We start from the raw sequence: 21,649 nt of genomic DNA, 5'->3' as shown, positions 1-21,649 counted from the left end.
GCTGGACCTGGGCCGGTCTTGCGCTAGAATGGAAACACGATGGTGATCACCATCGACGGCATCAGCATGGCGTTGCGCTGATGCAATGTCAATGGTGATCGACATTGTGATGATGCGGTGCCCGCCGGGCGCCGCCATGAAGGGAGCCGTGCCATGGGTGTTTCCAAGCAGCAAGCCATTGAAAACAAAAAGGCTATTGTCGCCGCTGCGGAAAAACTGTTCCGTGCCCGGGGCGTGGAGGCGGTGGGTCTGGCAGAGCTGACCAAGGCCGCCGGGTTTACCCAGGGCGGCTTCTACAACCACTTCAAGTCCAAGGACGCCCTGGTCGCGGCCGTGCTGGAAAAGGCGATGGAGCAGGGCGGGCAGGAGCGGGACGCGGCCATTGCGGCATCCCGTGAGAAGGCGCTGGACCCGATGGCGCGCCAGATCGAGTGGTATCTATCGGCCGATCATCGCGCCGATATCGAAGCCGGCTGCCCCTTGACGGTTTTCGCGGGCGATGTGCGCCGGCTGGGCAGGGATGCCCGCGAAAGCTACGCCCGAGGACTGGCGCATAACTTCGAACAGCTCGCCGACATCGTCGAAGGTGCCGATGCGGCGGACAAGCGCAAGAAAGCCATTGCGCTGTTCAGCCAGATGGTGGGGTCGCTGCTCCTGTCACGCGCGGTGGTGGACGTCGACGCCGCATTGGCCGATGAAATTCTTCGCGACGGGCGCGAGGATCTGCTCGCCGCCATCGGCAAGGCATAGCGCGATTACGCCTTGCCGGCGACGCGTGCCATAAGTTCGTCCAGGTGCGTCAAGAACATCTTCAGGATGGGCGAGGGGTTGGCCTTGCTGTAACCCACCGCAAGATCGATGGTCGGCACCTGGCCGGCGAGCGGGCGGCTCACCACCGACCACGGCATGAGGTTTTGCGCATAAGCGGGAATCAAGGTAACGCCTCGCGTGGACGCCACCAGCGACATCACCATGGCCGGGTTGTCCACCACTTGCCCGGGCGTGATCGCTACGCCGGCCTGCTCCAGGTAGGCGTCGATCACCGCGCGCAACACCGTGGCCTTGTTGCCCATGCCGATGAACGGTTCGCCGACCAGGTCCTGCGGACGAATCGTCTGGTGCGATGCCAGGCGATGGTCGCTCGGCATCAGTACGACCAGGGGTTCTTGCATCACCGGTTGGTAGGTCAGGTCGTAGTCCGGCTCGGCGCGCAGGAACGCCAGGTCCAATTGCCCACGTGCCACGGCATCGGCCAGATCCGGCGAATAGTCGCTCGACACGGTGACGTCGATGTTGGGCAACTCGGCGCGAAGAATATGCATGGCTTCTGGCAGCCATGACATTTCCTGCCCGGTAAGAAAACCCATCGCAAAGCGCTGCTTGCCCGGTTGTGCCGCCTTGCGGGCCGCGGCCACCGCCGCATCCACCTGGCTCAGTGCCAGTCGCGCGTGATCGAAAAACACCTTGCCCGCTTCGGTGAGCGTGACGCCGCGTGCACTGCGCACCAGCAGATCGGCGCCAACTTGGTCCTCCAGGTCCTTGATCTGCCGGCTGAGTGAAGGCTGGGAGGTATGCAGGCGGCGCTCGGCGGCCACCGTGAGGCTGCCGGTCTCGGCGACGGCGACGAAATACCGCAAATGGCGCAATTCCATGGCTGGCTCCGTGGGGCATGCCTGGCAGGCATGCCATCCAGCTTACAAAGTCTTTTTCAAGCGCGCCACGTGAGCCTAGATTTCGCTCCGAAGCAACACATGGCCCTGGCGACCGATGCCTTGCAGGACTATCCAGGCGAAGGGCCCCATCCTGGTTCGCATCCACCCGGAGTTACCCTCATGACCACGTATACCCACCAAACCGCGCCGACCCAGTACGTCCAGGCCAACGGCATCCGCTTCGCCTATCGCCGCTTCGGCAAGGCTGGCGGCGTACCGCTGGTGCTCAACATGCACTTCACCGGCACCATGGATCACTGGGATCCGCTCATCACCGATGGCCTGGCCAAGGACCGCGAGGTGATCCTGTTCAACAACGCCGGCATCGCCAGTTCCTCCGGCGAGGTGCCCACCACCATCGAGGGCATGGCGGCGAATGCGGCGGCCTTCATCAAGGCGCTGGGCTTGACCCAGGTCGATGTGCTGGGTTTCTCGCTCGGCGGCCTGGTGGCGCAGACGTTGGCCATCGACGAACCGCGGCTGGTGCGCAAGCTCGTCCTGGTCGGCACCGGGCCGCGCAGCGGCGAGGGCATGGCCTCGCTCACGCCCGAAGCGCAGCGGATCTTCGGCGCCACCTACGACGAACCCGATCACCTGTGGCTGAAGGTGTTCTTCACCGACTCCGCGGCCAGCCAGGCGGCCGGCCGCGCCTTCCTCCAGCGCTTCCGCCTGCGCACGCAGGACCGCGATCCGGAGGTGAACGAGAAGGTGGCGCCGGCGCAGATCGAAGCGCTGGGCAAGTGGGGCGCGCCGCGCGAGAACCCTTATGACTACCTCAAGCAGCTGCACCAGCCCACCCTGGTGATCAACGGCGGAACGGACGTGATCATCTACACCATCAACTCCTACCTCCTGCAGCAGCACATTCCCAACGCGCAGCTGATCCTCTATCCGGACGCCAACCACGGCTCGCAGTACCAGTATCCGGAGCTGTTCGTGCAGCACGTCAGCACGTTCCTTGGGCAGTAACGCACAGATCCGCCTTTTTTTCACAAGGCAGCCCGCGTCACCCTGGCCACACTTGCGAAAGGAGATACCGTCATGACTTCCACCCAAACGTCATCCACCCGCACCGTCAAGCAGCCGGGTCCCGATCACCCCATCACGATCACGCCCAATCCGCGTCGCGTGGTGGTGAAGGTGGCCGGACGCATCGTGGCCGACACGCGCCGCGCGCTGACCCTGCAAGAAGCCAGCTATCCCGCCGTGCAGTACATCCCCCGCGAAGACGTGGACGTGTCGCTGCTGCAGCGTACCGATCACGCTACCTACTGCCCGTACAAGGGCGAGTGCGCGTACTACAGCATTCCCGTCGGCGGCGAACGCACGGTCAATGCCGTGTGGACCTACGAGAACCCGTATGAAGCCGTCGCCGCCATCAAGGCGCACCTGGCCTTCTATCCGGATCGCGTGGATGCCATCGAGCAGCTCGACGCCTGAACCCCTATCTCTCCCTCTTTACGATTTGGAGCACGATCATGAGCCACCTTACTGGTAAAACCGCGCTGGTCACCGGCGCATCCCGCGGCATCGGCCGCGCTGCCGCCCTGGCGCTGGCCAAGGCCGGTGCGCAGGTACTGGTCCATTACGGCAATTCGCAGCAGGAGGCGGATGCCGTGGTGGAGGAAATCCGCAAGGCCGGCGGCCGCGCGGAAAAAGTCGGCGCCGACCTTGGCGCGTCGAACGGGCCGCATGAACTGGCGCGCAAGGTTCGCGCCATCATCGGCGATCGACTGGACATCCTGGTCGCCAACGCCGGCATTTCCCGGGCCGCCACCATCGAAGACACCACCGTTGCCGATTTTGATGAGCAGTTTGCGGTGAATGTGCGCGCGCCGTTCTTCCTGGTGCAGCAGTTGCTGGGTGCCATGTGCGAGGGAAGCAGCATCATCTTCACCTCCTCGCTGGCTGCGCGCACGGCGGTGGGCAATCTTTCCGCCTACGCCTCCACCAAGGGTGCCATCGACACCTTGGTGAAGCACTTCGCCGCCGCCCTGGGCTCGCGCGGTATCCGCGTCAACGCCGTGGCGCCGGGCGTGGTGGAAACCGACATGTCCAACTTCACCAAGACCGACGAGGGCCGCAACGTCACCCTGGCCATGCAGTCGATCAAGCGCATCGCCCAGCCCGACGACATTGCCGGCGCCGTCACCTTCCTGGCTTCCGACGATGCCCGCTGGATCACCGGCGACACCCTGCGGGTGGATGGCGGTTCCAGGGTGTAACCGATCGCTGCGCGCCTTCGCCAGCAGGCGGGCGCGCCGCTCGGGCCATGACTCGTACTTTTCAAGGATTAGAACCATGTCTTCCTCCCAAGCCATGAAACTCTTTTCGCCTTTTCGCCTGGGCCGTTACGACCTGGACCATCGCGTGGTGCTGGCGCCGATGACGCGCCTGCGCTCGGAGCCGGATGACAGCCCCAGCGCGATGATGGTGGAGTACTACCGCCAGCGCGCGTCGCAGGGCGGCTTGCTGATGACCGAAAGCGCCCATCCGTCCTACGACAGCCGCGGCTACATCGGCGCGCCCGGCATCTATACGGATGCCCACGTCGAGGCGTGGCGCAAGGTCACCGATGCCGTGCATGCCAAAGGGGCGCGCATCTTCATGCAGATTGCGCATGACGGTCGCCAGTCACACGTGGACCTTTCGTGGGGCCATCCGCCCATCGCGCCGTCGGTGGTGCCATTTGAAACCCAGGTGTTCACGCAGGACGGCTGGGTGCCCAATTCCATGCATCGCGCGCTGGAGATCGGCGAGATTCCCGCCATCGTGCGCTCGTTCAAGCAGGCCGCCGAGCGCGCGAAGCAGGCTGGCTTCGACGGCGTGGAATTGCACAACGCCAACGGCTATCTGGCTGACACCTTCCTGCAGGACGGCACCAACAAGCGCACCGACGCCTACGGCGGCTCACTGGAAAACCGTGCCCGTTTCTCGCTGGAAGTGGTCGAGGCCTTTGCCGACGTATGGGGTGCCGATCGCGTGGGCGTGCGCGTGTCGCCCAGCGGGCAGTGGGGCGCCATTTCCGACAGCAACCCGGAGGCCACGTTCGGTTACTTTGCCGATCGCCTCAATGCCTATGGCCTGGCCTACCTGCATGTGATCGAGCCGCGCGTGAAGGGCACCGAGACGCTGGTGGAAGGACAGCCGCCGGTCGCGTCGTCGTTCCTGCGCAAGGTATTCAAGGGGCCGATCATCGCCGCCGGTGGGTTCAGGCGCGACGACGCCGAAGCCATCCTGCAGCGTGGCGATGCGGACCTGGTGGCGTTCGGCCGCTGGTTTGCGTCCAACCCCGATTTGCCCGAGCGCTTTCGCCGCAACCTGCCGCTGACGCCTTATCACCGCGAGGCCTTCTGGGGCGGGGACGAGCGCTACTACATCGACTACCCCGCCTACGACGAACAGTCCGCCACGGAAGTGGCCTGATTTACCCAGGGAATAACGCCATGTCCACGTCCAGCCAAAGCCTGAGTATTGCGCGTCCGCATGGAGTGGCCTCGCCAGCCAGCGACGCCAGCGACCTGCCGGGCGACGACGCGCGTCGCCGCCTGCTGGAGGCATACCGTTCGGTGCGCACGCGCACGCAGGCGTTGATCGCCACGCTAAGCGCCGAGGACATGACCGTGCAGTCCATGCCCGACGCCAGTCCGGTGAAATGGCATCTCGCGCACACGACGTGGTTTTTCGAAACCTTCGTGCTCAGGCAGGCCAGGGCCGACTATGTGCCATTCCATGCGGACTTCGGCTTCCTGTTCAACTCCTACTACAACGCTGTGGGCGCCCGGCACCCGCGCCCGCAGCGCGGCCTGCTGACGCGCCCTGGCATCGACGAAGTGCTGGCCTACCGCAAGCACGTGGACCAGCACATGCGCGCGCTGATGATTGCCGATGCCGCCCTGCGTTGGCACGACCTGATCGTACTGGGCTTGGCGCACGAAGAGCAGCATCAGGAGCTGATCCAGATGGACGTGCTCCATCTCTTCGCGCAGTCGCCGCTGCGGCCGGCCTACCTCGATGCGTCGCCGTGGCCGGCGCGGTCATTGGCGCATCGTTTCAAGTCCTACGAGGGCGGGTTGGTACGCATAGGGCATGACGGCGACGGCTTTGCCTTCGACAATGAAGGGCCGTCCCACCCGGTCTGGCTGGAGCCCTTCCAGATTGCCGAGACCCTGGTCACCAATGGCGACTGGCTGGCCTTCATGGCCGATCTCGGCTACCAGCGCCCGGAGCTGTGGTTGTCCGACGGCTGGGACCAGTTGCAATCCCATGGCTGGGAAGCACCGCTGTACTGGCAGCGCACGCACGACGGCTGGGAGTACATGACCCTGTATGGCATGCGGCAGGTCGATCGCCGCGCGCCGGTGCAGCACGTGAGCTATTACGAAGCCCAGGCGTATGCGCAGTGGGCCCATGCGCGACTGCCCACCGAGGCGGAATGGGAGCATGCCGCGCGCCAGGGCGGCATGGCGCAGCTGTTCGACAGCGCCTGGCAGTGGACGCAGAGCAGCTACATGCCGTATCCCGGTTACCAGCCCGCGCGCGGTGCCCTGGGTGAATACAACGGCAAGTTCATGGCCGGTCAAATGGTGTTGCGCGGTGGCGCCCAGGTGACGCCTCCCGGACATACACGGCCCAGCTACCGCAACTTCTACCGGCCCGAGCAACGCTGGATGTTTGCCGGCGTGCGGCTGGCGCGTGATGTCGCCGCCACGGCGCCGCACGAGACGCGCGATGCGCCTTCGGACTTCGCCCGCGATGTCATTGCCGGCTTGAGTGCGCAACCCAAATTCCTGTCGCCCAAGTATTTCTACGACGCGGCAGGCTCGGCGATATTCGAAGCCATCTGCCAGACCCCGGAGTATTATCCAACGCGCACGGAAACCGCCTTGTTGGCCGATATTGCCAAGGACATCGCGGCGGATATTCCCGGGCAAGCCGTCTTGCTGGAGCTGGGCAGCGGAGCGAGCACCAAGACGCGCCTGCTGCTCGATGCCGCGCCGCAGCTGGGGGCCTATGTGCCGGTGGATATTAGCCAGAGCGCGCTGGACCAGGCCGTGGACCGATTGGCGCGCGATTATCCCGCGCTGCCGGTGTTGCCCATCACCGCCGATTTCACCCAGCCCTTCGATCTGCCGCCGGCCTTGCTCGAGCGGCCGCTGGTGGGCTTCTTCCCCGGTTCCACCATCGGCAACTTCACCCACGATGAAGCCATTGGCTTCCTGCGTTTGCTGCTCGATCGGCTCGGCCATCGCGCCCGCCTGATCGTTGGCGTGGACATGGTGAAGGACGAGCGTACGCTTATCGATGCCTACGACGATGCCGGCGGCGTCACCGCGCGCTTCAACAAGAACCTGCTTGCGCGCATCAACCGCGAATTGCATGGAAATTTCGACCTGGACACGTTTTTCCATAACGTGCGCTGGAACGCGGCCCGCCAGCGCATCGAGATGCACCTGGTCAGCCGCATCGACCAGACCGTTTCGGTGGCCGGCCGCTGGATATCGTTTGAGGCGGGCGAATCCATCCATACCGAAAACTCGCACAAGTTCACCGAAAGCGCGTTCAGCCGCCTGGCCGGCATGGCCGGCTGGCTGGTGCGGCGCACATGGGTGAGCCCGGCGCCATCGTTTGCGGTATTCGAACTGGAGCCGGCCATGACCACCGACGCGGAGAATCCCTCTTTCGAGTAATACAGCCGGCACGCGGCGGCCGCCATGCTGCGAGCCCCACCAACCTGGCACCGGCGACTGACACCACAGCCGCGGCGCTGCTTGCTCCCCGACATGCATCTTCAATCTATGAAACGTACTGTTTACACCAAGGCGGTGACTGGCGTGCTCGCGCTGCTGGTCTGCGCCACCGCCGCAGCGACGGCTGCCATGGCCACGCAAGGTTCAGGCATTGACCGTTCCGGCATGGATGCGCACGTGCGCCCCGGCGACGATTTCTACCGGTATGCCAATGGCGCTTGGCTGGACCAGGCCCGCATACCGCCGGACGACATCGACGTGGGCGTGTTCTCGCAGTTGAGCACGCTGGTCTTGCAGCGCCAGCGCGACATCCTGGAACAGCAGATGCGCGACCCCGCGTCCAGGCTTGGCATGTTCTACGCGAGCTTCATGGACAAAAGCACCATCGATGCCAAGGGCGCGACCCCGATCATGCCGGCGCTGGATGCCATCATGCACGCACCGGACGATCAGGCTTTGATGCGCGTGATGGCTGGCCTGCAGCAGCGCGGCATCGATGGCCTGGTCGATGTGGACGTAAGCGTCGACGACGGCAACCCGACGGCCTATACGGTCATGCTTCGGCAGGCCCCGCTGAGCCTGCCAAGCCCGAATTACTATCTTTCCGGCGACGCGCACCTGGCCGCCGTACGGGTTGGCTACCGAGATTACCTGGAACGCTTGCTGGGACTGGCCGGCCAGGGCAATACCCGCGCGCGTGCACAGGCCGTGCTGGCCCTGGATGCGGATTTTGCCGCGGTGGAGCTGGATCGCGGCGCCGCCTTCGATGCCACCACTACCTACCACCCCATGACGGCCACCGCGCTGGCCCGGCAGGCGCCAGGCATCGATTGGCCCGGTTACCTGCAAGCGCTGAAGTTGGACGCGGCGGGGACGCTGGTGGTGCGCCATCCGGCGCCGATTGCCGCCATCGTCAAGCGTTGGTCGCAAGCGACGCTATCGGTACACAAGGACTGGTTGTTGCTGCGGACGCTGGATCATTACGCGCGCTATCTCTCGGCGCCTTTTGACGACGCCCAGTTTGCCTTCTACGGCCGGGCGCTGCAGGGCACCAGTCAGCCTTCACCGCGCTGGCGGCGTGGCGTATCGCTGACTGCCTGGCGCATGAAAGACGCGCTGGGCAAGGCTTATGTGGAGCGTTACTTCCCACCGGCCTCCAAGACGGCGGCCGAACGCCTGGCCCAGTCCATCCTGGCGGCCTATCGCGTGCGCATCACGCAAAACAGCTGGATGGCGCAGGCCACCAAGGCGCAGGCGCTGCAGAAGCTTGCCTCGATCAAGCCACTGGTCGGTTATCCGGATCATTGGCAGGACGATGGCGACCTGGTGGTCGCGCGGGACGACCTGATCGGCAATATCGACCGCGCCGAACAGCTCGACTACGAGCGCAGCCTGGCCAAGCTCGGCAAACCGGTGGACCGTGGCGAATGGTTGCTGTCGCCCACGGTGACGGTGGGCTGGTCCAACCCTGTCACGCGTATCGTGGCATTTCCCGCCGCCTTGTTGCAGCCGCCGCTGTTCGACCCGCAGGCGGACGCGGCCGTCAACTATGGCGCCATCGGCGTGTTGATGGCGCACGAGTTTACCCATCAGTTCGACAACAACGGCCGCCATTACGATGCGCAGGGCCGGGTCAGCGACTGGTGGACCAAGGACGATTCCGCCCGCTACGACGCGCAGGCCGACAAGCTGGTCAAGCAATACGACAGCTACGAACCACTGCCGGGCCTGCACGCCAACGGCAAGCTCACGCTATCGGAAAACATCGCGGACCTCGGCGGGGTGGTGATCAGCCACGATGCCTACCGGCAATCGCTGGGCGGCCGGGCGGCGACGGTGATCGATGGCCTGAGCGGCGAACAGCGGTTCTTCCTGGGCTATGCGCAAATGTCGCGCGAGGTCATGCGCCGACAAGTGCTAAGCAATGAACATTCCCTCAGCGCCCTGCGGGTGGACACCGTACGGAACCTCGATGCGTGGTATCGCGCCTTCAACGTCGCGCCAGGGGAAAAGTTGTACCTGTCGCCGCCGCAGCGCGTGACCATCTGGTAAGGGCAGGGGACTTTGTGTCTGGCGGCGCGCCTTGATCTTCCATCGACGTCCACTGACAGGTGAATACGATGACTACTCCCCGTTTCGAGACACTGCCTGCCGCGCTCAAGAGCGTGCATACCCGCCCGTTGTTTGTCATGCACCTGGACGTCAAGCCGATCGTGACGCTCGGCGCGACGCCCGGCCTGTTCCGCCGCCTTGGCATCGTGCCGTCGGGCGAATTTGCCGGCGAGCGGCTGTCGGGCAAGGTGCTTGACGGTGGCAGCGACTGGCAGGCGGTGCGCAACGACGGCAGCGTCGCGCTGGATGTGCGCCTCACGCTGCAAACCGACGACGGCACGCCGGTTTTCATGTCTTACCGCGGTCTTCGCCATGGCGAACCCGACGTCATCCGTCGGCTGGAGCAGGGCGAAGAGGTGGATCCGGCCGACTACTACTTTCGCATCAATCCGATCTTCGAAGCACCCGCCGGTCGCTATGCATGGTTGAACGACGTGCTGGCCATCGGCGTGGGCCATCGCTTTGCCTACGGCCCGGTGTACAGCGTGTTCGAAGTGCTCTGACGTTGCCACGCTGCCTTGTCGAGGTATAACGGAGTTTCCATGTCATCCTTGTCCAGCCCCCGCCATGTCGTGTCGCTCGCCGCCTTGCAATTCCTCCTGGCGGCGGCCTGCGGCATGATCGTGGCCAACCTGTACTATGCCCAGCCGCTTACCGGCTTGATAAGCGCGGCGTTCGGCATGCCACGTTCCGCCAGTGGCCTGCTGGTCACCTTGCCGTTGACCGGCTACGGCGTCGGCCTGTTGATGATCGTGCCCCTGGGTGACCTGTTCGAGAACAAGCGCTTGGTGCTGGCGCTCGCCACGATCGAATTGCTGTGCACGCTCGCGTTGAGCCTCACCACCCTGGCCGGCGCGTATTTGGTGATCGCTTTCCTGATTGGCCTGGTCGCCTCCGTGGTGCAGGTGCTGGTGCCGTACATCACGTATTTCGTCGCGGAAGAAGTGCGTGGCCGCGCGGTCGGGCGAGTGGTCAGCGGCGTGATGTTGGGCATCATGCTGGCGCGACCGGTGTCGAGCATCATCGCCAATGCCTGGTCGTGGCGCGAAGTATTCCGCTTGTCGGCGGCCCTGATGGCCGCGGTCATCGTGGTGCTTGCCTTTGCGCTGCCGCGGCGCACGCCCACGCAGCCACTGACTTACGGCAGCCTGCTCGGTTCGCTCGGGCGCATTTTCCTGGACACGGCATTGCTGCGTCGGCGCGGTTTCTACCAGGCCGCCATGTTCGGCAGCTTTAGTGTGTTCTGGACCGCCGTGCCGCTATGGCTCAGTGGCGAGCCGTTCGGCATGAGCCAGCAAGGTATTGCCTTCGTGGCACTGGCTGGCGTGGCCGGCGCGATTGCGCCACCGTTTGCCGGACGCCTGGCGGATCGTGGTTTCAGCCGGCAGGGTACCGCGGGCGCCATGCTGCTGGCGTCGCTGGCGTTTTTGCTTACCAACGCCGTGCCGCATAACTCGCGCTTTGCGCTTGGCATGATTGTCGCGGCGGCGGTTCTGCTCGATTTCGCCGTGTCCGCCAACCTGGTCTTCAGCCAGCGTGCCATCTATTCGCTGGGCGCCGAGCAACGTAGCCGCATCAACGGGCTCTTCATGGCGACGTTCTTTGCTGGCGGCGCGATCAGCTCGGCGTTGAGCGGCTGGGCGTTCGCGCGGCTCGGCTGGGCCGGCGTTTCCGCGCTGGGAGCATTGCTTCCATTGCTGGCGCTTGGGTATTTCGCGACCGAGAAGCGGCGCGGTGGCGTCATCGTTCCTAACTCGCCCTAGGCGATGTTTTCACCTGGGCCGACCAGGCTGTTCCCTGTTGCCCGCGAAGCGGCTAACCGGGATATCTGCCGTGCTGAGGCTGCATCACTCAAGGATCACCCGTAAAAGCCTGTTCACGCTCTTGGGCGCGCTGACAATTTTGTGAAAAGAGAGCGCAGTCGTTCTATCGCCGGCGAGGCGCGTTGCCGATCATCCAGCGGCGAGCCTTTGAAAGGTAAGCCATGGGCCGCGAAGCCGGCGCAAAGCAATAGAGGTGATCATGCCGAGCAATATAGTGTCCATGGGCGTAGCGCCCAGTCGGCGACCACTCCTCGCGAAAACCGGAGGCAGGGTCGCCAACAGCTATGAATTGCGCAAATCCCTCATCATGCTTGTCGCCTCCCGCATCGAGCCCGACCATGGGGTGCTGGAGCACTGGTTTAGCCGCGAGCCGATTGTGACCCTGGACAATCGAACCGCCAAGGAAATGCTCATCCTTGGCCTGGACGATCTGGTGGTGCATTTTCTGCTGGGGATCATCCACGGTGAGCGGCGTAGCCATGGACGCTAGCCGCGTCCCGCATGCCTTCCCGCCGCCTCAAGGCGTATCTGCCATGCCTTCGCGCGAATACCACCCGGAAGGGTTATTGCCTGGCGTGCTGATGCGTATACGATGACCAGACCTCATCGTCACCGCCCGTCACCCTAGGCGGGCGCGTTCGCCACGCCCAGCAGCCAGAGTAGTTCACCTTGGGGACCGAACAGAAGAAGCCGATCCGCGTCCTTATCGCCGATGACCATCCCATGATGAGGGACGGCTTACGCGCCGCCATTCAGTTGGAGGAGGGCATGGAGGTCGTGGGCGAGGCCGTCGATGGCGCCCAGGCGATAACCCTGTTCGAATCCTTGCAGCCCGACGTGACGCTGATGGACCTGCAGATGCCCCATGTCGACGGCTTGCAGGCCATTACCGCGATACAAAAGCTGTCGCCCGGTGCAGGCATCGTGGTGTTTACGATCTATCCCGGCGATGCGCGGGTGACCCAGGCCCTGACCCTTGGCGCTACCTCCTATTTACTGAAATCGGCCAGTCGCGAAGAGATTGTCGAGGCGGTGCGGGCCACCGCTGAGGGGCGACAGGTGATGGCCGCAGAGATCAGTCACGACCTGTCGGCCCATCGGGGAACCGCCGGACTCACCGTGCGCGAGTTGAGCGTATTGAGGCTGGTCAAATCCGGCCTTAGCAACCGGGCCATCGCCGACTCGCTGTTCGTGACCGAGGATACGGTCAAATCCCACATGAAGAACATTCTGTTCAAGCTGGGGGCATCGGATCGAACCCATGCGGTGATCATCGCCGTGCGCCGAGGATTTATCGACCCCTAGCGAGGGCATGGCGCACCTGTTGCCGCATCATGGAAGGTGCGGACCAGCCCAGGCGCTGCATAAATTGGCCAAAACCTGCAAGAAAGTTCAAGGCTTCGGCGGCGCGAATTTCTATCATCCGGCATGCTCGATACTGTCTTCATCGACAGACGCGATGGAGGTTCCACATCATGCCGTTGATACGAATCGATATACGTAAAGGCCGCACGGCTGGCGAGATCAAGGCGCTGTGCGATGCCGTGCATGCCGGCATGCTGGCGGCCTTTCATGTTCCCGAGCGGGACCGCTATCAAATCGTCCATGAGCACGATCCTCACACGATGTTCATTGAGGATACCGGCCTTGGCCTTCGACGCACCGACAAGCTGGTCGTGATAAGCGTGGTCAGTCGTCCGCGGCCGGTGGAAGCGAAGTTGGCGTTCTATCGCCAGGTATGCGAACACCTCGGCAGCAAGTGCGGCATCGAACCATCCGACGTCATGGTCAGCATCAGCACGAACTCCGATGCCGACTGGAGTTTTGGTTTGGGAAAGGCCCAGTTCCTGACTGGTGAGTTGTAGCCGCCGCCAAGCTCGCCAAGCCGGCCAGCACTCTGTTTTCATCGTTGGCGTGCGTGGCGCCTGGCCATGCAAGAAAACCAAGGACATCTCGATGACGCTTCATACCCATCAAACCGCGCCGACCCAGTACGTCCAGGCCAACGGCATCCGCTTCGCCTATCGCCGCTTCGGCAAGGCTGGCGGCGTACCGCTGGTGCTCAACATGCACTTCACCGGCACCATGGATCACTGGGATCCGCTCATCACCGATGGCCTGGCCAAGGACCGCGAGGTGATCCTGTTCAACAACGCCGGCATCGCCAGTTCCTCCGGCGAGGTGCCCACCACCATCGAGGGCATGGCGGCGAATGCGGCGGCCTTCATCAAGGCGCTGGGCTTGACCCAGGTCGATGTGCTGGGTTTCTCGCTCGGCGGCCTGGTGGCGCAGACGTTGGCCATCGACGAACCGCGGCTGGTGCGCAAGCTCGTCCTGGTCGGCACCGGGCCGCGCAGCGGCGAGGGCATGGCCTCGCTCACGCCCGAAGCGCAGCGGATCTTCGGCGCCACCTACGACGAACCCGATCACCTGTGGCTGAAGGTGTTCTTCACCGACTCCGCGGCCAGCCAGGCGGCCGGCCGCGCCTTCCTCCAGCGCTTCCGCCTGCGCACGCAGGACCGCGATCCGGAGGTGAACGAGAAGGTGGCGCCGGCGCAGATCGAAGCGCTGGGCAAGTGGGGCGCGCCGCGCGAGAACCCTTATGACTACCTCAAGCAGCTGCACCAGCCCACCCTGGTGATCAACGGCGGAACGGACGTGATCATCTACACCATCAACTCCTACCTCCTGCAGCAGCACATTCCCAACGCGCAGCTGATCCTCTATCCGGACGCCAACCACGGCTCGCAGTACCAGTATCCGGACCGCTTCGTGAAACACGTCAGTGACTTTATTGCCGAGGCCAACTAGGCGCAGAAACTGGCGCCCGCCATCTTGGCACGCCATCGCCATCGAGCCAGGCAGCTGGCCGAGCCTTTCTGGCGCGCTATAGGCAACGCCAGGTCAACCGTGACCCAAAGGTCAGCGCCAAGGTGGGCCCTGCGCAAATCGCCGCGCTGTCGGCTTCCGGTGCGCCAAGGAAAGATCCTTACGCCTATCTGGGTGCGATAAAGCAACCCACGCTGGTCGTCAACAGGGGCAAGGACGTGATCATCTACCCGATCAATTCGTTCCTGCTCCAGCAGAATCTGCCAGACGCCAAACTCATTCTCTATCCCGACGCGGGCCACGGGTCGCTGTTTCAGTATCCGCGGGAATTCGTACGGGATGTTTCGCAGTTCCTGGAATCGGGCGGGTCATCGCACGGGGCGACGTCATAATCCGTGGCCAGTGCAAGGCCTGGAGAATCCAGCCTTGCAGTTGTCGCATTCCATTCAATGGGCGGCCTGCCTCGCCAGCGCCACTGACTATTAGTTAGTTAGCTCTCATCTCGGCCACACCGACGCGTCGAGCACGCAAAGTTGCCAGGATGAGGGCATGTCTTGCACGGTCGAGTTTGTACGGAGCCAGCACGAGCAAGCCCGCCGCCGACAGGAGCGCGGCCGCGGGGCCGTGGAAAAAAGCCAATATGTTGGCCGTGTGCGGGGTGACCGCGAGCGGCGTCACGTCCCGAGCCAGCGGATCCTTGACAGCGAACCCGCTCAGCGCGAGTGCAAGCCCCGCCAGGAGAGCGCCGCCGCCACTGGCGGACTTGACGGCGAATGCCCAGCCGGCGAAGTACAAACCCTCCCGGCGTTCCCCGAATAGATATTCGTGCTCGTCAGCGGCATCGGCGAGCATCGAATTCGCGGCAATGGCGGCAGTGGAAAGCGCAAGCCCGATCAGGAAATTGTCGCAGACCAGCGTGGCGGCCAGCACCTGGCCTTGCAGCGGGAACAGGCCTGCGAGCCGAAGGCCGCCAGGCGCCGCCTGCGCCAGGGTGAGTATGCCTATGCTGGCCAGCACGAGGCTCTTTTTCTCCAGCCTCCGCGCGATCGTGCCGATGATCGGCGCACCGATGACAAGGCCGAGAAAAAATGCTCCCGTGACAAACTTGATATCCCGGGCCGACAGTTTCCAGAAGTACGTATTGACATGCAGGCCCAGGGAAAGCGTGGCGCCTTCCGCCACGAAGAAAAGCATGGTCGATAAGAACAGCACCCGAAATGACCGGTTCCTGATGATCTCAGCCGTGCCTTTGAGCAGGGTTCGTAATATGCCCCGTGATGGCACGGAAGTGGCGTGCGCACGATGACGCAGGCGAAAGGTGGCCCAGAGCGAGGCCAGGGCGCCCACGGTTGCTATGGCGCCACAGCAGGTGGCGAAATGGGCATAGGCGGAAGCGTGCAGAAGGCTGTCGGTATCCTTGAAGAAGACGCCGAAGCCCACGGCAACGACGATGATCCCGCCGAACATGCCTGCGCCCCAGCGCCAGGCGGCTATGCTTGATCGTTCCGAGTAATCGTCGGTGAGTTCGGCGCCGAAGGCGAGGAACGGCAGGTTGAACAGCGACACGGAGCTTCGCAGCATGATGGAAAGCGCAAGGATGTTCCAAAACGCTTGCCTGCCGGTTGGAGCGGCCGATGCGGAAAAGAACAGTTGGAAGGCGATGACGGCAAGCGGCAAGCCGAGCAGCATGAAGGGAAGCCGCCGCCCCAGGCCTGACGTCCATGAGTCGGATATCGATCCGATCAGCGGGTCAAAGACGGCATCGATAAAAAGCCCCGCCGATAGCGCAAAACCGGCAAGCGCACCGGGCACGCCCAGGACCGTTGTTATATAAAACAACCCGAACGTGTGGACGGCGTTGCTGGCGATGCCGTCCACCCACGCCCCTGCGCTATAGGCGATCTTCGAAAGCGGCCGAATGGGGCTGAGCCGTGAATATTCTGGATCAAGCGCCAGCGGCTCCGGATATGCGTCGGTCATGTTGGCTCGTTGCGGGGTTGACGATGGCGTGAAGGCGACTACTGGCGTGGGGACGCATGGTCCACCGGCTGCAGCCTTCGGGCCGCGGCCAGGCTGGACCGAATGGCTGCCAGGGCGAGCGGGCGCATGACCTCGTAGCCGGCGGCATTGGGGTGAAGTCCGTCGTTGGAATACTTCGGTGGCAACGACCCGTCGATGTCCGTCAGGGCCGAAAAGTAATCGACGTATGTCGCTCCCCGCTTGCCGGCGATTTCCCGCAGCCATGTGTTGAGTTCGGCAATTCTTGCCGCCGGGTGCATCTCGGGACGGTGATTGAATTGATTGGACGGGGGGATGCTTCCGATCACGACGGCCATGCCGTTGGCAAAGGCCAGGTCCATCATCGCCATGATGTTGTTCTTGTAGTCCTGAGGCGTGCAAGGCCCCGTGTTCCCTGCGATATCGTTACTACCGCAAAGGATATGAACTACCTTGGGGCGCAGTGCGACGACATCGGGATAGAAGCGGAGGAGCAACTGCTGCGATGTTTGCCCACTGATCCCGCGCCCTACGATTCCATTGGAAAAGAGCGACGCATCGCCGTGCTGCCAAATTTCGGTGATGGAGCATCCGATGAAGACGACGTCCGGACGGACATGCAGCGAAGCATTTTCACCGCGATACATGCCAAGGTGCGGCCAGTCCGTTGCGCGGCGTTGGAGCTCAGCCGCCTCGTAGGCCGTTCGGGTCTGCGGATCGGTGATTCGCGCGTACATTTCCATGTCGCGAGGTCCGGTCTTGAGAATGTAGTCGAGGACGGCCCGTTCGAAAGGCGTATTCGTGCGCGGAGTGGGTTCGAGTTCGTCCACCATGCCCTGGGGAATCGTTTTCTGTGACATTGTGCTGGTTCCTCGTAAAGATCAAAACGCAGTGGCCCGCTGGGTTCCAGGCGAATGCCCGTCCTTCCTGGTCATTGCTGGCAGGCACCCACAGGTGGCGAGGGCAGGGAATCCTGCCCGGTTCATAGGCGGCCTTCGCGCGCCATCGAGCCAAGGTGGAATATGCTTGGCTTGGGCGTGCGCTCGAATGATTCAAAATCCACCTCGACCAGGCCGAAGCGTTGCGTATAGCCGGCCGTCCATTCGAAGTTATCCAGCAGCGACCAGTGAATGTAGCTGCGCACATCGATGCCTTCGTCGAGGCAGCTGCGGACTTCACGGAGCGCGGCATTGATGTACGCGATGCGAAGCTGGTCATTTCCGGTGGCGATACCGCTCTCGGTGACATAGACCGGGCGCCCGGTACGAGCGGCGGCGAGGCGAATGGTTCCACCTAGTGCTTGCGGGTAGAACTCGTAGCCTGCATCGGTCATGTCCGCGTACTTGGGCGGGGGGAGCGGTCCGCGCAAGCCGATTCTTGCGCGGGTATAAGTCTGCACGCCGATGAAGTCCGCTTTGGCCGCCTCGTCAAGCCATGGGCCATAGAGCTTGGCCATGACTAGCCTGGCGGCGTTGACCCAGCCAACGCCCTGGATGTCCTGCATGGTAAGGGTAAGGCCGACCGGAAACTTCCCGGGCCCGGCCTTCATGGCCGCCATGGCCTTGCGGTGCGCATCGAGCAACACGGGTTCCGTCTTGCGGTAATCGGTGAACAGCAAGGACGAGAAGTTCTTTGCCCCGGTCTGCCTGGCGCATTCGGCCATCATGCGGCGACTCATCAACTGGTCCCTGGGCGAGCGAATGAGCGACAACAGGCGTTGAATGTTGGCCTCGTTGAAGGTTGTTGCCGCGGCCAGGCGATCGCCCAGGCGCCGGGTGACCTTTTCGGCAAAGCGCGCAAACAAGTCGGCGCCATCCGCCTTCTCGAACCCCCCGCGCTCGGCGAACCATCTCGGTACCGTGAAATGGCTATAGGTCACCATGGGGGCCAGGCCACGCTCCAGGCAAAGGTCCACCATGCGCGAATAGCGGTCCAGCTCCGTTTCGGAAAACGTGCCCGGCTGCGGTTCGATGCGTGACCATTCGATGCCGAATCGATAGCAGTTGAATCCTGCGCCGGCCGCGATGGCGATGTCTTCGGCGTAGCGATGGTAGCTGTCGCAGGCAAGGCCGGATGGCTGGCGAAATAGCGTAGGCGTCACGTTCTCCGCCAGCCATACGTCCGAGTTCTGATTGCCTCCCTCGCTTTGGTGCGCAGAGATTGCCACGCCCCAGAGGAATCCCTCCGGGACGGCGCGTCGCGTCGTGATGTTGATCATGGTTTTTTGCGTGACTTCGGAAGTTTTGTCTTCAAGGCGGGGTACAGCAGGTGCAGGATTTCCCCAAGCACGGCCACCGATTTTTGGACGCCGGCCGGATCGCGACGAAACAGGCCCTCCAGCGACAGCCCGCGCATGGCCGAGACGAACAGGCGATGGATGGCTTCGCCATCGGGGCGATCGCGCAGGCCCGCGCTGGCGATGCGATCGACGATCCATTGGTGCGCGCGCGTGTCGATGGCGGTTTGCATGGTCCGCAGCTTGTCGGCGAGCTCCGGATCGGAGCGCGACGCGAGCATGATTTCCATCACCGCGGTGCCGGAGGGCTGGCTGATGACGTCCCACATGGTGGACGGCAGGTCGGCCAGCCACTGCGCGGGAGGCGCCGCGGCCATGGTCCGGTTGTAGTGCTCGGCATCCTGCTCGTACACCGCCTGGACGACCGCAAGCATCAAGTCCGTTTTGGTCGGGTACTGGTGCGACATCGCGCCACGACTTACTCCGGCCTCATCCGCGACCATGGTCACCGTGGTCGCGGCGTATCCAGCGCGATGCAGGCACGCAATGGCTGCCTCAATGAGCTTGGCCTGGGTTTCGGCGCTGCGCTGCGCATGAGAGCGACGAGCGGCCAGCGGCTTGACCTGCGGCGCCTTGCTCTTGCTTGGGCGGTTCGATGCTTTGGGTGGCTGGCGTTTAGTAGTCAATGTCGGGTGTCCATGTCCTGTGATAGGGAGGCGCGTCTTCCCGATTGGCGGGTATTCGCCCTGAGCGGTTGGCCATCATCAGAAATTCAAGTCGAACGACACGCCAACGGTCCGGAACGAATCGGCACCGACGGTCTGGGTGTAGGTATTCCTGTCCCCCAGGACAATTCCCGATGGCGTGACAAAACGATACTGCGGCAGGAACTCGTTGGTCAGGTTCCTTACGTACAGATAGGCGCCCCAGCGACCGTCGTGGGCGCGCACGCCCACCTTGGTGCCCAGGGTCACATGGCTGCCAGTGGAGTCGGCCGGATCGTACGCCGGGTCGAAATAAATCCGGGAGGTGTAAAGGGCATCGCCCGAGATAAAACCGTCCAGCCTGGCGTTCAATGCATGGGTATAAGTGGCATTGAGCGTTACCTTGACCTTGGGGGCGCCGATCAATGGATGGCCGGCTGCATCCGTGGTGGTTGCGGTCACGCCCATGGCGTTGGTGAACGGCTTGCATCCTTCCGCAAGGGTTTGGTTCGGGGCACAGGAGACGTAGTAACCCGGGCCGTAGCGTCCATCGTTGTAAAGCAACCCCATGTTGAGGGTGAGGTTGGGATTCAAATGCCCAAAGGCGCTGACTTCAAACCCTTTGATGGTGACGGAAGGTGCGTTGCCGTAGACATAGGTCGCCGAGCCGGGATCGAACAGCAGCGACTGATAGTTTTCGTAACGCGTGTGATAGATCGAGCCATTGAGGCCAAGCCGGCCCTCCAGCCAGGTGGTCTTGAGGCCCGCCTCCCATGAAATCGGAATCTCCGGCTTGATGATCACCGGTACGTCGTTGGTCGTCGCCTGATCGTTGACGGCCGGGCCTTTATAGCCTTTGGTAAAGGTGACGTACGACATCAGGTTGTCGGCCAGGTCCTTCTGCAAGCCAAGCCGCAGAGAGTGATAGTCGTGATCGACGTGCCCGTTGATGGCGACGAGGCCGGTAAAGGGAGCGATCGCGCCCGGCGCCAGGGCACGATCCGTGTCTGCGGCGATGTCGTCGTTGCCGTAGCGCAGACCGATCACGCCACGGAACGTGGGCGTGAACTTGAGCGTGGCCTCACCGAATCCGGCGTAGCTCCTCTCGCGCGCATTGGTCAGCGACGATTGGCCAAGGACATACGGCAACGGCAATAGCGGCTGCCCTACCTGAAGGGTTTGATAGAGCTGCTTGCTGTGGAAGTAATACAAGCCGGCCACGTAGTCGACGAAGTCGTTGTCCGATGACGTCAGTCGAAACTCCTGGCTCTCATTGCGAAGGTCAGCGTTCCCCAGATTGATGTTGAGCAGGTTGATGGGTGTGCTGTCGGCATCGCCACCCGGTCCCCAGGTTCGCAGGCGTCGCAGTGAGCTGATGGACGTAAGCGTTGCGTTGCCAAGATCGTAATTGACCTCCGCCGAAACTCCGTCCGATTTGGCATGGTTATCGTTCGGACCGTCCTGGCACACGTGATTGTTGTCCTGGCTCGGCACGATGCCGCAGACAGCAAGCAGCTGGCTCAAGCGGCTTCCGGGCGTGGACTGGTAGACAGGCCAGTCGCCGCCGCCTGTCTCGCTGTATCGAGTGAAATCGCCGATCAGGTTGAACGTCAGTTTGTCCGTGGGCTGCCAAAGGTAACGCGCACGGAAACTGTCGTAGAACGAGTCGTTCCAGGAGTGTTGATAGTCGTTGTAGACCGTCTGCGGCTCCTTCGTGTTGGCGAATGAAAGCCGGAGGGCCGAGTAGGTGGAAGTTGGCAGGTTCAGGACCGCCGTGCGTGTGCCGCTGTCGCGACTGCCCTGATCGGCATGCAGGATCACCTGGGTCTTGCTGGGATCAGGCGCATTGGTGGTGATGTTGAGAAGGCCTGCCGATGTGCTGCGGCCAAACAGTGTCCCTTGCGGCCCTTCCAGCACTTCGATGCGCGCCACATCGAAAAGCTGGGGTGGCCCGGCCGATGCATTGCTGTCGAGCGCGACACCGTCCAGCACGATGCCCACGCTCGACTCGGCCGTGCGTGCATTGTCCGGCGTGCCAATGCCCCGGATCTGCAGCGTCTCCGATGAGCCTCCTTGCGCCGTGAGGCCGGGTACCGCATGGGTGAGGTCCTGCACGTCATTCAAACCCTGGTTTTGAAGCTGGTTGAGCGTGACGACGGTGACGGGAATCGGCACGCTTTGGATGGATTCGGTGCGCTTCGCGGCGGTGACGACGACTTGGGAAAGATTGATTGCCTTGTCGGGCGTGGGCGCTGGTGCCGCGGCCTGGCGAACGCCCGTGCTGGAGCGCGGTGCGTCCGGCGGCGAATGCAGCGGAGGTACCGCTGGTGTGGCGCCTCCGGGCGGTGTGTCCTGTGCGTACGATGCCGCCATGGTGGCCAGGCCGCTGCCGCATGCGAGCATGATGAGATAGGGATTGAGCCGAGATACGTGTAATTTTGATAAGTAGAACGCCAATTCATTACATGGATCAATGACTTGCTGG

The 21,649-nt window shown here is 63.2% G+C and carries 20 protein-coding genes; 14 read left to right on the top strand and 6 right to left on the bottom strand.

Annotated elements, in window-relative coordinates:
* Positions 1-117: 117 nt before the first annotated feature.
* The gene (locus MJ606_RS07160) at positions 118-750 is read left to right on the top strand and encodes a TetR family transcriptional regulator (RefSeq protein ID WP_243048801.1); all 633 of its coding nucleotides are present in this window, start codon (positions 118-120) and stop codon (positions 748-750) included.
* A gap of 5 nt (positions 751-755) precedes the next feature.
* On the opposite strand, the gene MJ606_RS07155 is transcribed toward MJ606_RS07160, so the two are convergent.
* The gene (locus MJ606_RS07155) at positions 756-1,652 is read right to left on the bottom strand and encodes a LysR substrate-binding domain-containing protein (protein WP_243048800.1); all 897 of its coding nucleotides are present in this window, start codon (positions 1,650-1,652) and stop codon (positions 756-758) included.
* 180 nt (positions 1,653-1,832) lie between these two features.
* On the opposite strand from MJ606_RS07155, the gene MJ606_RS07150 reads away from it, so the two are divergent.
* The 13 genes from MJ606_RS07150 (at position 1,833) to MJ606_RS07090 (ending at position 14,618) form a co-directional block, all read left to right on the top strand.
* Positions 1,833-2,681 carry an alpha/beta hydrolase gene (locus MJ606_RS07150; RefSeq protein ID WP_243048799.1) on the top strand — a complete coding sequence of 283 codons (849 nt, stop codon included), beginning with the start codon at positions 1,833-1,835 and terminating at the stop codon, positions 2,679-2,681.
* A gap of 72 nt (positions 2,682-2,753) precedes the next feature.
* On the top strand, positions 2,754-3,152 hold the full coding sequence (locus MJ606_RS07145) for a DUF427 domain-containing protein (protein ID WP_243048795.1): 399 nt from the start codon (positions 2,754-2,756) through the stop codon (positions 3,150-3,152).
* Between the two features lie 38 nt (positions 3,153-3,190).
* Positions 3,191-3,937 carry an SDR family oxidoreductase gene (locus MJ606_RS07140; RefSeq protein ID WP_243048793.1) on the top strand — a complete coding sequence of 249 codons (747 nt, stop codon included), beginning with the start codon at positions 3,191-3,193 and terminating at the stop codon, positions 3,935-3,937.
* A 76-nt stretch (positions 3,938-4,013) separates the two neighbouring features.
* Positions 4,014-5,138: an alkene reductase gene (locus MJ606_RS07135; RefSeq protein ID WP_243048792.1), complete on the top strand. Its 1,125-nt coding sequence runs from the start codon at positions 4,014-4,016 to the stop codon at positions 5,136-5,138.
* 20 nt (positions 5,139-5,158) lie between these two features.
* Positions 5,159-7,402: an ergothioneine biosynthesis protein EgtB gene (gene egtB / locus MJ606_RS07130; RefSeq protein ID WP_243048790.1), complete on the top strand. Its 2,244-nt coding sequence runs from the start codon at positions 5,159-5,161 to the stop codon at positions 7,400-7,402.
* A 108-nt stretch (positions 7,403-7,510) separates the two neighbouring features.
* The gene (locus MJ606_RS07125) at positions 7,511-9,514 is read left to right on the top strand and encodes a M13 family metallopeptidase (RefSeq protein ID WP_243048789.1); all 2,004 of its coding nucleotides are present in this window, start codon (positions 7,511-7,513) and stop codon (positions 9,512-9,514) included.
* Positions 9,515-9,582: 68 nt separating this feature from the next.
* Positions 9,583-10,077, top strand: coding sequence for a DUF3237 domain-containing protein (locus MJ606_RS07120; RefSeq protein WP_243048788.1), 495 nt, complete (start codon positions 9,583-9,585; stop codon positions 10,075-10,077).
* Between the two features lie 39 nt (positions 10,078-10,116).
* The gene (locus MJ606_RS07115) at positions 10,117-11,337 is read left to right on the top strand and encodes an MFS transporter (RefSeq protein WP_243048786.1); all 1,221 of its coding nucleotides are present in this window, start codon (positions 10,117-10,119) and stop codon (positions 11,335-11,337) included.
* A gap of 367 nt (positions 11,338-11,704) precedes the next feature.
* The gene (locus MJ606_RS07110) at positions 11,705-11,887 is read left to right on the top strand and encodes a hypothetical protein (protein ID WP_243048784.1); all 183 of its coding nucleotides are present in this window, start codon (positions 11,705-11,707) and stop codon (positions 11,885-11,887) included.
* Positions 11,888-12,066: 179 nt separating this feature from the next.
* Positions 12,067-12,702 (top strand): response regulator transcription factor, encoded by a 636-nt coding sequence (locus MJ606_RS07105; protein WP_279236716.1) that lies wholly within the window; start codon positions 12,067-12,069, stop codon positions 12,700-12,702.
* A 170-nt stretch (positions 12,703-12,872) separates the two neighbouring features.
* Positions 12,873-13,262, top strand: a complete 390-nt coding sequence (locus MJ606_RS07100; protein ID WP_243048783.1) for a tautomerase family protein — start codon at positions 12,873-12,875, stop codon at positions 13,260-13,262.
* A 91-nt stretch (positions 13,263-13,353) separates the two neighbouring features.
* On the top strand, positions 13,354-14,208 hold the full coding sequence (locus MJ606_RS07095; RefSeq protein WP_243048781.1) for an alpha/beta hydrolase: 855 nt from the start codon (positions 13,354-13,356) through the stop codon (positions 14,206-14,208).
* A gap of 122 nt (positions 14,209-14,330) precedes the next feature.
* Positions 14,331-14,618, top strand: a complete 288-nt coding sequence (locus tag MJ606_RS07090) for an alpha/beta hydrolase (protein ID WP_243048774.1) — start codon at positions 14,331-14,333, stop codon at positions 14,616-14,618.
* Between the two features lie 94 nt (positions 14,619-14,712).
* Here MJ606_RS07090 and MJ606_RS07085 read toward each other — a convergent pair whose 3' ends face one another.
* From MJ606_RS07085 to MJ606_RS07065, 5 genes are all read right to left on the bottom strand, one after another.
* A complete protein-coding gene (locus MJ606_RS07085; RefSeq protein ID WP_243048773.1) occupies positions 14,713-16,206 on the bottom strand; it encodes an MFS transporter in 1,494 nt (497 codons plus the stop codon).
* Between the two features lie 38 nt (positions 16,207-16,244).
* Complete coding sequence (locus MJ606_RS07080) at positions 16,245-17,084, bottom strand: GDSL-type esterase/lipase family protein (protein ID WP_243048770.1); 840 nt, start codon at positions 17,082-17,084, stop codon at positions 16,245-16,247.
* A gap of 122 nt (positions 17,085-17,206) precedes the next feature.
* A complete protein-coding gene (locus MJ606_RS07075; RefSeq protein WP_243048766.1) occupies positions 17,207-18,442 on the bottom strand; it encodes a family 1 glycosylhydrolase in 1,236 nt (411 codons plus the stop codon).
* Positions 18,439-19,146 (bottom strand): TetR/AcrR family transcriptional regulator, encoded by a 708-nt coding sequence (locus MJ606_RS07070; protein WP_243048765.1) that lies wholly within the window; start codon positions 19,144-19,146, stop codon positions 18,439-18,441. The genes MJ606_RS07075 and MJ606_RS07070 overlap by 4 nt, the downstream gene beginning before the upstream one ends.
* A 78-nt stretch (positions 19,147-19,224) precedes the next feature.
* Positions 19,225-21,621, bottom strand: coding sequence for a TonB-dependent receptor (locus MJ606_RS07065; protein ID WP_243048760.1), 2,397 nt, complete (start codon positions 21,619-21,621; stop codon positions 19,225-19,227).
* Positions 21,622-21,649 lie beyond the last annotated feature (28 nt).

Source organism: Dyella sp. RRB7 (genome assembly GCF_022761115.1).
Taxonomy (GTDB): domain Bacteria; phylum Pseudomonadota; class Gammaproteobacteria; order Xanthomonadales; family Rhodanobacteraceae; genus Dyella.
Note: the sequence above shows the minus strand (reverse complement) of the source record. Positions and strands in the feature narration are given on the sequence as shown.